This window comes from Paraburkholderia sp. BL27I4N3, from assembly GCF_003386115.1.
Classification (GTDB): Bacteria; Pseudomonadota; Gammaproteobacteria; order Burkholderiales; family Burkholderiaceae; genus Paraburkholderia.
Genome location: NZ_QREJ01000001.1, coordinates 957,706 through 969,591, shown reverse-complemented (window position 1 = coordinate 969,591; position 11,886 = coordinate 957,706). Strand labels below are relative to the sequence as shown.

The following is an 11,886-nucleotide window of genomic DNA, read 5'->3' as shown; positions in this document are numbered from 1 at the left end:
ACAGGTTCAGTACTAGCGCTGCGTTTGTTTCGGTTCCCTTCAACCGTGCTCTGTTTTCAGGCGGCATTTGCCGCGTGCGCCGGCTCGCCGGTTTCAGCCGCGTCCGCCGATGCGCTCAGCCCTGCGTCCACGCGCGCCGGATTGTTCGGATGCGTAGTCCAGTTCGCATACTCGCCGTTGTCCACGCGTTCCATCGAGATGCACTGTTCGACCGGGCACACGTGCATGCACAGATTGCAGCCCACACATTCGGAGTCCATCACTTCAAAATGCCGGACGCCATCTTTTTCTTTCATGATCGCCTGGTGAGCCGTGTCTTCGCAGGCGATATGACACAAGCCGCACTGGATGCACTTGTCCTGGTCGATGCGCGCCTTGATGTCGTATTTGAGGTTCAGGTACTTCCAGTCGGTGACGTTCTGGACGGCGCGGCCGCGAATATCGTCGAGTGTCGCGTAGCCTTTTTCGTCCATCCAGTTGGAGAGGCCGTCGGTCAGGTCGGAAACGATACGGAATCCGTAGTGCATGGCCGCCGTGCAGACCTGCACGCTGCCCGCGCCGAGCACCATGAATTCCGCGGCGTCGCGCCATGTCGAAATCCCGCCGATGCCGGAGATCGGCAGATTCGGCGTTTCCACATCGCGCGCGATTTCCGCGACCATGTTCAACGCGATCGGCTTCACGGCCGGGCCGCAGTAGCCGCCGTGCGTGCCCTTGCCATCGACCATCGGCAACGGCGACATCGCGTCGAGATCGACCGCGACGATCGAGTTGATCGTGTTGATCAGCGACACGCCGTCCGCGCCGCCTTTATAGGCCGCGCGCGAACCCGTTCGAATGTCGCTGATGTTCGGCGTGAGTTTGACGAGGCACGGCAGCCTGGTGCCTTCCTTCACCCAGCGCGTGACCATCTCGACATACTCAGGCACCTGCCCGACGGCCGCGCCCATGCCGCGCTCGCTCATGCCGTGCGGACAGCCGAAATTCAGTTCGACCGCATCCGCGCCGGTGTCCTCGACGAGCGGCAGAATCCACTTCCAGTCGCGTTCGTTGCACGGCACCATCAGCGAGACGATCATCGCGCGGTCCGGCCAGTCGCGTTTGACCTGCGTGATCTCCTTCAGGTTGACGTCGAGCGGGCGGTCGGTGATCAGTTCGATGTTGTTCAGGCCCGCCATGCGCTGGCCGTTCCATTGGACCGCGCCGTAGCGCGAGCTGACGTTCACCACGTGCGGGTCGAGGCCGAGCGTTTTCCACACCACGCCGCCCCAGCCCGCCTCGAAGGCGCGGTTCACGTTATAGGCTTTGTCGGTCGGCGGCGCGGAGGCGAGCCAGAAAGGATTCGGCGAAGTGATGCCGGCAATCGTACAGCGCAGATCAGCCATGTTCGGCTCCTTGGGGACTGCTGTTTTTTGTCTGGTATGACGCTTCGTCAGGCTTGGCTCGATTCGCTTCAGGCGGCTTTCACCGCTGTGCGAGCGAACTGTGCGTCGATCGCGGCAGCGGCGATCTTGCCGTCCTGCACCGCCTGCACCGTGAGGTCGATGCCGCCGGTCGCCGCGCAATCGCCTCCGGCCCACACGTTCCCGAGCGAAGTCTGGCCATTCGCATCGACCGCGATACGGCTGCCGTCCAACGTCAGCAACTCACGCTCGATGCCGACCGGCACCAGCGTTTGGCCGATCGCCTTGAGCACCATGTCGGCTTCGACCACGAAGCGCTCCTCGCCACCATCTTTTGACGTGCGCGCGAATTCGACACCTGTCACCACGCCGCCGCCGCCGATCAGACGCATCGGCGTGGCATGCGTGACGAGCGTAACGCCGCTGGTCTGCGCGAAGTCGCGTTCGGCCCAGGTCGCGCTCATCGCTTCGACGCCGCGCCGGTAAACCATCGTCACCGACGTCGCCCCGAGCTTGCGGCTTTGCACGGCAGCGTCCACCGCCGTATTGCCGCCGCCGATCACGACCACGCGGCGCCCAACCGGCACCGTGCCGAGATCGCTCGCGCTGCGTACCTGCTCGATGAAGTCCACCGCGTTCATCACGCCGCCGAGGTCTTCGCCGTCCATGGCGAGCGCGCGCACGCCGGTGAGGCCGATCGCGAGAAACACGGCGTCGTGCTGCTTGCGCAGCGTGTCGAGGTCGACATCGCGTCCGAGCGCGACGCCGTGTTTGATCTCGATGCCGCCCACCGAGCACAGCCACTCCACTTCACGCTGTGCAAAGTCATCGACGGTTTTATAGGCGGCAATGCCGTATTCGTTCAGGCCGCCAGCTTTTTCGTGCGCGTCGTAGATCGTCACGTTGTGGCCGGCCAAAGCAAGTCGGTGCGCACAGGCGAGTCCAGCCGGACCCGCGCCGACCACCGCGACGTGCCGTCCGGTTTCCGCCGCGCGCTTGAAAAGCACTTCGCCGCGCGCCATCGCCCAATCCGTGGCGTGGCGTTGCAGCGCGCCGATCGCAACCGGCTTCGCATCCTGATGGTTACGCACGCAAGCGCCTTCGCACAGAATTTCCGTCGGGCAGACGCGCGAGCACATGCCGCCCAGCGGATTGGCCGACAGAATGTCCACGGCCGCGCCCTTCAGATTGCCGTTGCTGATCTTGCGAATGAAGCTGGGAATGTCGATCTGCGTCGGGCAGGCGTTCACGCACGGCGCGTCGTAACAGTAGTGGCAGCGGCTCGCCGCCGCGGCGGCAGCACTCGCGTCCAGCAAGGGCGCGATGTCGGAGAACTCGCATGAGAGCTGCTCGGGCGAGAGCCGCTGAGCGGCAATGTCGCCGGTTTGCTTGATGGCCATACTCGTTCCTTCTTCGATGTGAGGACGTAGCCGCTCCTGCCGGCCACGCTGCGGAGCCGGGACGGCATGTTTTATGAGCACTACGGTGCAGCGGACGAAACGGGTGGTAAGGACCGCAACCGCTAAAGCGTTATGAAACCGGCTCGCACGCACGCTCCAGCATGGCATGCAGCAATACATTGGCGCCCGCCTCGATCCATTCGAAGGTGGCGTCCTCGATCTCGTTGTGACTGATCCCGTCCACGCACGGCACGAACACCATCGAAGTCGGCGCAACTTGCGACAGATAGCAGGCATCGTGTCCCGCACCGGACACCATGTTGCGATGCGGATAACCGAAGCGTTCCGCAGCGGCGCGCACGGACTTCACGCAAGCTTCGTCGAAGGCGACCGGCGCGTAGTAAAAGATCTGCTCAAGTTCGGTTTCGAGGCCGATACCGTTCGCGATGTCGGCCACGCCCTTGCGCAAGGCGGCGTCCATTTTCGCGAGCACCGCATCGTCCGGATGACGGAAATCGACAGTGAAGAACACACGCCCCGGAATCACGTTGCGCGAGTTCGGATAGACCTGCATCATGCCGACCGTCGCACAGCCGAACGGCGCGTTGTCGAGTCCGATACGATTGACCAGATCGACTACGCGCGCGGCGCCGAGCAACGCGTCGCGACGGCGCGGCATCGGCGTCGGACCGGCGTGCGCCTCCTGTCCCGTCAGCGTGATTTCGTACCAGCGCTGACCTTGCGCATCGGTCACGACGCCAATAGTTTTCTGTTCGGCTTCGAGAATAGGCCCCTGTTCGATATGCAGTTCGAACGCCGCGTGCAGCGGCCGTCCGCCGCATGGAATATCGCCCGCATAACCAATGCGCTCGAGTTCGTCGCCGATGGTCTTGCCGTCCACATCCTTGCGCGACAGACCGTACTCGAGCGTGAACACACCGGCGAACACGCCCGATGCCACCATCGCGGGCGCGAAACGCGAGCCTTCCTCATTGGTCCAGATCACCACTTCGACCGGATGTTCCGTCTCGATGCCGTGATCGTTCAGACTCCGAATCACTTCGAGACCGCCCAGCACGCCGTAGATGCCGTCGAAGCGGCCGCCGGTTGGCTGCGAGTCGGCGTGCGAACCGGTCATGACCGGCAGCGCAGCGGGATTGCGCCCGGCGCGCCGCATGAACACATTGCCCATCTGGTCCACACTGACCGTGCAGCCGGCTTCCTTCGCCCAACTGACGATCAGATCGCGGCCTTCCTTATCGAGGTCGGTGAGCGCCAGGCGGCAGACGCCGCCTTTGGGCGTTGCGCCGATCTTCGCCATTGTCATCAGGCTGTCCCACAGCCGCTTGCCGTCGACCTTGATCGACGTGGTGGGTTCAGCGTGCTTCAGCGCTTCGGATACCGCGTTCATTCGTCTCGCTCCTTTCGGTGGACCGACATGAAACTGGTGCATCGGCGGCGGGTTTTGGGGCGTGCCCGCACGGGGGCGGTGCAGATTCGATGCCGTCGCCCGCTTCTCATACAGCGGGCAAACCCTGGGGTATCGGCCGCTCCTCCAATCCTGTCCAGTTGGACAGGTTGTAGCCGATTAAACTCGCCAAATCAACACCTTTCGTGCGGTGAGAAACATAGCGAGAAGCGTGCCATTGCATCGCAGCATGCCCGCGCCGCGCGCGATGAATGCGCGTGTGGGCAGCGCGCCAAACGACTAGAATGAAGCGCGACGCGGCACCCATGCCGCCGAAGGCGAACATGAGAGACGACGACGTGGCGGCAGACATCACGGAAAGCGAGGAAACACGCGCACCTTTGCGGCGGCGCAAGGCGCACATTCGCGAGTCGAATGAAGCGCATCTTCTGGCGTGCGCCGAGGCGGTTTTCGCCGAGCGCGGACTCGACGGTACGAGCACCGCGATGATCGCGGAACGCGCGGGCTTACCAAAAGCCAACGTGCATTACTACTTCCCGACAAAACTCGCGCTCTATCGACGCGTGCTGGAAGACCTGTTCGAAGACTGGCATCGCGCGGCGGATACGTTCGAATGCAGCGACGACCCGGTCGAAGCGATCGGCGGGTACGTGCGCGCGAAAATGGAACTGTCGCGGCGCCGGCCGCTTGGTTCGAAGGTGTGGGCGAGCGAGATCATTCACGGCGCGGAGCATATGGAGGACATTCTCACGGGGCGCGTGAAGCCGTGGCTCGACAGCCGCGTGAAGGTGATCGACGATTGGATCGCGCGCGGGCTGCTCGCGCCGGTGAATGCGCAGACGCTGATGTATATGATCTGGGCGACGACGCAGCATTATGCCGACTTCGATGCTCAGATTCGCGCGCTTAAAGGCAAGCGCGCGTTGACGCAAAAAGCGTTCGATGCGACCACGGAGGAAGTGGTGCAGTTGGTGCTTCGGGCTTGCGGGGCGGTGTCGCCGGGGAAGGTGGATTCGGCGGAGTGCGACACGTAGGCCCTCAATCTTCGACCAGCACTATGCCGATCCACAAACCACTATAGGAAAATCATGCATAGCAATCTGATATCAAAATCCGAATTCGAAGCCAGGGTGCTCGAGTTGTTTCGGCAGGTCGAATCTTCCGGCGAAAGTCTGATCGTGACAGACTGCGGGAAACCCGTGCTGGAAGTGCGGCCCTATCGCGGCGTGGAACGCCACGCACTCGAAGTGCTGCGCGGCACGCTTTTGCGTTACGACAATCCCACCACGTCCATCAGCGAAGACGAGTGGGAGGCCGCTTAGCGATCACTCGAGGCGAGTTCCGTAAGATTTCGCCGAACGCATGACCGGCCACCAGCCGCTCAATACGTCTCCAGATGCAGCCTCCCCTCCTTCTTCAACTTCACCCACAGCGCTTCCCAATCCAGCTGATGCTGCTCACCAATCTCCTTGAGCGCCTGCAGCACACCATCCTCCATGCCCCTCAACCCGCACACGTAAATATGCGTGTTGTCGTCCTTGAGCATCTGCGCCACATCGACCGCGCGCTCGCGCATGGCGTCCTGAACATAGCGCTTCGGTTGACCCGGCGTGCGCGAGAACGCCAGATTCGTATCGATGAAATCCTTCGGCAGATTCGTGAGCGGTCCGAAGTACGGCAACTCTTCTTTGGTCCGCGCGCCGAAGAACAACATCAACTTCCCAGTCGCGCCCTTCAGCCGACGCCGGCGGCGATACTCGGTCATCGCACGCATCGGCGCTGAGCCCGTGCCGGTGCAGATCATCAGCAGATGCGAGTTCGGATGGTTCGGCATCAGGAACGTGCCGCCGAACGGGCCGATCACCTTGACCACGTCCCCCTTCTTCAGATCGCACAGGTAGTTCGAACACACACCGTCCAACGAGTCGCCGTGTTGCTGCGAAACACGTTTGACCGTCAACGAGACGTTGTTGTAACCGGGCCGCTCACCATCGCGCGGGCTCGCAATCGAATACTGGCGCGCGTGATGCGTGCGGCCGTCCGCGGTCGCGCCGGGTGGAAGAATACCGATTGACTGGCCTTCCAGCACCGGAAACGGCATCGATCCAAAATCCAGCACGATATGATGAATGTCGCTATCGGTCGAACCGTCCGTCAGCCGGTAGTTGCCGACCACCGTCGCGCTAGTGGGCTCCTTGTGCGTGTAAAGGTTCACGTACGGTTTCGCCGCGGACCATGGCGGCACGACCGAACCGCGCACGGTATCCACTTCAATGCCGCCCGCCTCCGCCGGCGTATCACCCGAGCCGCCCGCGGCCGGCGACTTGTCCGCGGCGGGCACGGCCATCGTGTTCTGTTCCGGCAGAACGTCCCACGTGAACTGTTCTTCGATCGGATACGCGTCGGCCTTCAGCACCGTGCGCCAGTTGTCGATCGCGCCAGTCGGACACGGCGGCACGCATGCCATGCAGCCGTTGCAGATCTCCGCCTTGACCACGTAGTTGTTGTCGTCGTGCGTGATCGCATCGACCGGGCAAGTCTCTTCGCACGTATTGCAGCGAATGCAGATTTCCGGATCGATCAGATGCTGTCTGAGAACTTCGATCGATACTGGGCCGTTCATGACTTCCTCCACCTTGAGATGCGGCGCACTGGCGCCACGCGTGTCAAGCGCCGCTCGCGCGCTCAGTTGAAGCGCACGTATTCGAAATCGACCGGCTGACGGTTCACGCCCATCGCGGGCGGCGCAATCCAGTTGGCGAACTTGCCGGCTTGCGTGACGCGTCCCATCAACGACGCAACGTAAGCGCGGTCTTCTGGCGTGGCGAGCCATTTCGCCTCGTTGGCGGCCCATTCGGTTTCGCTGACCACGCGGCCGTCGGGCGACACGCGCGTGCCCGCGAACGTCCCGATCTGCCGATTGAATGCTTTGTGCGGCACCGTCATGCGGAAATCGATGCCGGCTTTTTCGAGCACCTTGTTCCAGCGCCCCACGCCGGCCACCGAATCCTTGATGTAATCGTCGCGTAGCACTTCGTTCATCGCGTTGAGCATCGGCACTTCGCGCTCGACCAGTTTGCCGTCCTGCACGTCGAGCAATTTGTAGCTCTGGCCGTTCAACTGATGATCGTCGTCGCGCTTGTTTTCTTCATAGCGACCCTTGAGGCCCGAGCTATAGAACGTGGCCGCGTTGGACGAATGATCGGCGCCGAACAGGTCGATCGTGACCGAGTAATGGAAGTTCAGATAACGCTGAATGGTCGGCAGATCGATCACGCCGGCCGCGCGAAGCTTCGCGACATCGTCCGTGCCCAGTTCGTTCATGACCTGGGCAGTGCGCTGGATCACGCGAGATACACCCGATTCGCCCACGAACATGTGATGTGCTTCTTCGGTCAGCATGAACCTGGTGGTGCGCGCGAGCGGATCGAAGCCGGACTCGGCAAGCGCCGACAACTGAAACTTGCCGTCTCGATCGGTGAAGTACGTGAACATGAAAAACGCGAGCCAGTCGGGCGTTTTCTCGTTGAATGCGCCAAGAATGCGGGGATTGTCGTCGTCGCCAGAACGGCGGCCGAGCAATGCTTCGGCTTCCTCACGGCCGTCCCGGCCGAAGTAGCGATGCAGCAGATACACCATCGCCCACAGGTGACGGCCTTCTTCCACGTTCACCTGGAACAGGTTGCGCAAGTCGTACATGGAGGGCGCCGTCAAACCAAGGTGGCGCTGCTGCTCGACCGACGCCGGTTCGGTGTCGCCCTGTGTCACGATGATACGGCGCAGGTTCGCGCGATGTTCGCCGGGCACGTCCTGCCAGGCCGCTTCGCCCTTGTGTTCGCCGAAATGAATCTTGCGGTCCTGCTCGCCGGGCGTGAGAAAAATGCCCCAGCGGTAGTCCGGCATCTTCACGTGATCGAAATGTGCCCAGCCGCCCGCGTCGACGCTCACCGCGGTACGCAGATATACGTCGTAGCCGTGCGAGCCTTCCGGGCCCATGTCGCCCCACCACGCCAGAAAATTCGGCTGCCATTGTTCGAGCGCGCGCTGCAGTGCCCGGTCGTCGGCGAGGTTGACGTTGTTCGGAATCTTTTCGCTATAGTTGATCGTTGACATGGTCGGTTCCTGGTTCGGAAACTGCAGTGACGATGAGAGGCTGGTATCGGGCAATTGGCGTCGATGGTGTTCAGACGCCCATCACGCGCGCATCAAATGCGTGCCCGATGCGTATCAAACACGCGAGACGTCGAATTGCGCCTTGCTGCCCTTGCCATATACCTTGAGCGCGCCCTTCTCGCCCACTGCATTCGGCCGGTTGAAAATCCAGTTCTGCCACGCGGTAAGACGCCCGAAAATGCGCGTCTCCATCGTTTCCGGACCATTGAAGCGCAGATTCGCCTCGAGTCCGGTCAATGCATCCGGCGACATCGCGGCGCGCTCTTCGAGCGCGATGCGGATTTCGTCGGCCCAGTCGATGTCGTCGAGCGATGCGGTCACGAGGCCGAGACGCTCGGCTTCGACCGGCTTGATCGGCTGACCGATCAGGGAGCGCACCGCGTCGAGCGGCTCGGCTTCTTCGTAGAAACGCCGGCCGAGACGCGACTGATGCGTGACCATCGGATAGAGGCCGAAGTTGACTTCTGAAAGCGTGATGGCCGGCTCTTCCTCTTCATTGCCCGGCAGCGCCGCCATATACGTGCGGTCCGCGGCGAACGCGAGTTCCGCGAACGTGCCGGCAAAGCACGAACCCGGCTCGATCAGCGCGAACAACGAGCGCGACGAAACGTCGATACGTGCAAGCGTGCGGCGCAACAGGCCGATGGTCTCGCGCACGAACCAGTGGTCCTTGTGTTGCATGAGCGAGGCATCCGCAGCGAGCAGATTGCGGGCATCGCCTTCGGTTCTGAAGACCCACGTGCCGACCGCCAGTTCGTTCGTACGCATGCACAGGATCGCGTCGTCGAGTTCGCGGGCGAATTGCAACGGCCACCAGTTCACGCCCGCTGCGACGATCTCATCGATATTCGCGGGCGGTTCGCCTGCCGGCGCCTTGGCGGTGAACGTCGCGATACGTTTCGCACGATCAATCGTGACGTCGAGCGTCTTATAAGTGAGGCCGTCTTCGCGGTCCGTGCGTTCGATACGCGTGAGCACAACGCCTTGCGCGTCCGCGGGACGATCGCTTTGCTCGGCGAGTTCGAGCGCGCGCGCCTGGATCGCCTGATCGAACTGGTTCGGCTTCACGACTTCATCCACGAGACGCCATGCTTTCGCTCGCTCGCCGCGTACGCCTTCGACCACCGTGCAGAAAATGTCGGCGCGGTCGTGCCGCACCTTGCGTTTGTCGGTGACGCGCGTCAGGCCGCCGGTGCCCGGCAGCACGCCGAGCAACGGTACTTCCGGCAGCGACACCGACGACGAGCGGTCGTCCACCAGATAGATTTCGTCGCAGGCCAGAGCGAGTTCATAACCGCCGCCGGCGCACGCGCCGTTCACGGCAGCCAGAAACTTCAGACCCGAATAGCGCGACGAATCTTCCAGGCCGTTGCGCGTCTCGTTGGTGAACTTGCAGAAGTTGACCTTCCACGCGTGTGTCGAGAGGCCCAGCATGAAAATGTTGGCGCCCGAGCAGAACACGCGGTCTTTCAGGCTTGTCAGCACCACGGTCTTCACTTCAGGATGCTCGAAGCGGATGCGCTGTATTGCGTCGTGCAATTCGATATCGACGCCGAGGTCGTACGAATTCAGTTTCAGCTTGTAGCCGTCACGAATGCCGCCGTCCTCGGCGATGTCGATGCCGAGCGTCGCGACGGGGCCGTTGAAGCTCAGCTTCCAGTGCTTGTACTGCGAGGGATCGGTGCGGTAGTCGACCGGCGCGACGGCGGTTTCTGCTGTGGACATGGGGCGTCTCCTGACTGGACGATGCAAATTTGTTTTTTTGAACAATAGTGCATCTTCATACCCATGTAAAGCACTTTAGTGCATGTTTGCTAGTAAACCCTGACGCCGCAGCGCAGATTAGCTCGCATGCGCTTCGTCGGGCGATTCCGCGGCGAGTCTTGCGGCGAGGCGGTCGCGCAGTTGCAGGTAGGCGTCGGCCAAGGTTTTTTCGCTGGTGTCGAAGGTCATGTCGGCGCGGCCGTACAACTCGGAGCGCCCCGCCAGAATGCGCTTCAGGTCATCCATCGCCTCCTTGTTGCCCGACATCGGCCGCAGGTCGCCCTGCGCGACGACGCGGCGCATGTGCTCTTCCGGCGCGGCCTGCAGCCACACCGTATAGCAATGCGACAGCAGCGTATTGAAGGTGCCAGACTCCGACACGAGTCCGCCCGGCGACGCGATCACCGCGCGCTCGTGCTCCTGGATCACGGCCTCCAGCGCACGGTGTTCATAACGCCGGTAGGCGGCCGCGCCGTAAAGCGAATGAATCTCCGAAGGCGGACAGCCGGCCAGTTGCTCGATCACGCGCGTGAGTTCGACGAACGGCACTTTGCGCTCCTGCGCCAGCATTCGCCCGAGCGTCGATTTGCCGGCGCCGCGCAAGCCGATCAACGCAATCCGGTCCTTGCGATGCGGGTCGCGCGGCGCCTGCGCGAACATCTCGGCGAGCGCCACGCGGGCGCGCTGCAAGGCCGCCTGATCGCGTCCCTGGAGCAATTCGCGGATCAGCAGCCATTCGGCGGAAGCCGTGGTTTCGTCGCCGATCACCTCGGCCAGCGAGCAGTTCAAGGTAGCCGCGATCTGCCGAAGCACCAGCACCGACGCATTGCCCACGCCCGATTCCAGATTCGCCAGATGCCGCTCCGACAGACCGGTCTCCGTGGCCAGCGTCTTGCGCGTCATGCCACGGCGGGCGCGCAGCAGGCGCACGCGGTCGCCCATCGCCGTGAGAAACGGATCGCGCTCGGCGCCGCGCTCCGGCGACCGTTCGGCACGGGGCGCCTCCTCATCGGATGAGTCGTCAAGAGGTGCCTGAGAGTAATTTTGGTTCATGTTTTGCTGCCTCATAACTGCGATACATGTACTATAGTGCTTGACAGACACCGAGTGAACGGTTAATTTTCGCCAAATATTGATCCAATAACAAACGCTGTCGAGATTTTCGGCGGCGTCACGGAGATGGCGCGACGACTCGCATGCATTAACGTGCGTGTGTCTGTCTAAGGCGCCGATCTGGAGGCTCGCATGTCCCCACATGAATTCCAGCGCCTGATCGCGGGCGTCACTGAGCAACTCGCCGGCCGGCCGCTCGACGGCAAGCTGGCGGTCTGGCTGAACGAGACCTACCCTGCCGACGGCGACGCGTTCCGCGAGCTTGCAGAGGCGTGCAAAAGCGGCGTCGCTGAAGGCTGGCTGTGCAACCGCGAAGGCGGCGGCATTCGTTACGGTCGCATCTTCAAGGCGCTGCCCGAGACGCACGGCTTTTCCGTCGACGTCGTCGATATGAAGGATATTGCGGGACCGCATCATGTTCACCCGAACGGCGAGATCGATCTGATCATGCCGCTCACCGCAGGCGCCACCTTCGACGCCCACCCGGCCGGCTGGTGCGTGTACGGGCCAGGCTCCGCGCATCGTCCGACGGTGGCGAACGGCGAGGCGCTGGTGCTGTATCTCCTGCCGCAAGGCGCCATCGAATTCACTCCCGCCTGAGCAC

10 protein-coding genes are annotated in these 11,886 nt (G+C 62.6%); 3 read left to right on the top strand and 7 right to left on the bottom strand.

All coding sequences use genetic code 11. From position 1 onward, the window contains the following. Window positions 1-56 precede the first annotated feature (56 nt). The 3 genes from preA to B0G71_RS04430 all read right to left on the bottom strand — a co-directional run bounded on the left by preA (window position 57) and on the right by B0G71_RS04430 (window position 4,214). Entirely contained in the window at window positions 57-1,385 is a 1,329-nt protein-coding gene (preA, locus tag B0G71_RS04440; RefSeq protein ID WP_116139996.1) for an NAD-dependent dihydropyrimidine dehydrogenase subunit PreA, read from the bottom strand. Window positions 1,386-1,453: 68 nt separating this feature from the next. Next, the gene (locus tag B0G71_RS04435) at window positions 1,454-2,803 is read right to left on the bottom strand and encodes an NAD(P)-dependent oxidoreductase (protein WP_116139994.1); all 1,350 of its coding nucleotides are present in this window, start codon (window positions 2,801-2,803) and stop codon (window positions 1,454-1,456) included. A gap of 130 nt (window positions 2,804-2,933) precedes the next feature. Continuing rightward, window positions 2,934-4,214: a Zn-dependent hydrolase gene (locus tag B0G71_RS04430; protein ID WP_116139992.1), complete on the bottom strand. Its 1,281-nt coding sequence runs from the start codon at window positions 4,212-4,214 to the stop codon at window positions 2,934-2,936. Between the two features lie 302 nt (window positions 4,215-4,516). Between B0G71_RS04430 and B0G71_RS04425 the strand changes: the two genes are divergently transcribed. Together B0G71_RS04425 and B0G71_RS04420 are read left to right on the top strand one after the other, a co-directional pair. After that, window positions 4,517-5,266 (top strand): TetR/AcrR family transcriptional regulator, encoded by a 750-nt coding sequence (locus B0G71_RS04425; protein ID WP_181916709.1) that lies wholly within the window; start codon window positions 4,517-4,519, stop codon window positions 5,264-5,266. A gap of 54 nt (window positions 5,267-5,320) precedes the next feature. Then, on the top strand, window positions 5,321-5,554 hold the full coding sequence (locus tag B0G71_RS04420; protein WP_116139990.1) for a type II toxin-antitoxin system Phd/YefM family antitoxin: 234 nt from the start codon (window positions 5,321-5,323) through the stop codon (window positions 5,552-5,554). 59 nt (window positions 5,555-5,613) lie between these two features. On the opposite strand, the gene boxA is transcribed toward B0G71_RS04420, so the two are convergent. From boxA to B0G71_RS04400, 4 genes are all read right to left on the bottom strand, one after another. After that, on the bottom strand, window positions 5,614-6,855 hold the full coding sequence (gene boxA / locus B0G71_RS04415) for a benzoyl-CoA 2,3-epoxidase subunit BoxA (protein WP_116139988.1): 1,242 nt from the start codon (window positions 6,853-6,855) through the stop codon (window positions 5,614-5,616). 62 nt (window positions 6,856-6,917) lie between these two features. Beyond that, window positions 6,918-8,345, bottom strand: a complete 1,428-nt coding sequence (gene boxB, locus B0G71_RS04410) for a benzoyl-CoA 2,3-epoxidase subunit BoxB (protein WP_116139986.1) — start codon at window positions 8,343-8,345, stop codon at window positions 6,918-6,920. A gap of 114 nt (window positions 8,346-8,459) precedes the next feature. Then, window positions 8,460-10,130: a 2,3-epoxybenzoyl-CoA dihydrolase gene (gene boxC / locus B0G71_RS04405; RefSeq protein WP_116139984.1), complete on the bottom strand. Its 1,671-nt coding sequence runs from the start codon at window positions 10,128-10,130 to the stop codon at window positions 8,460-8,462. Between the two features lie 117 nt (window positions 10,131-10,247). After that, window positions 10,248-11,222: a helix-turn-helix transcriptional regulator gene (locus B0G71_RS04400; RefSeq protein WP_116139982.1), complete on the bottom strand. Its 975-nt coding sequence runs from the start codon at window positions 11,220-11,222 to the stop codon at window positions 10,248-10,250. A gap of 192 nt (window positions 11,223-11,414) precedes the next feature. On the opposite strand from B0G71_RS04400, the gene B0G71_RS04395 reads away from it, so the two are divergent. Next, window positions 11,415-11,882 carry a DUF4863 family protein gene (locus B0G71_RS04395; RefSeq protein WP_116139980.1) on the top strand — a complete coding sequence of 156 codons (468 nt, stop codon included), beginning with the start codon at window positions 11,415-11,417 and terminating at the stop codon, window positions 11,880-11,882. Window positions 11,883-11,886: the final 4 nt, after the last annotated feature.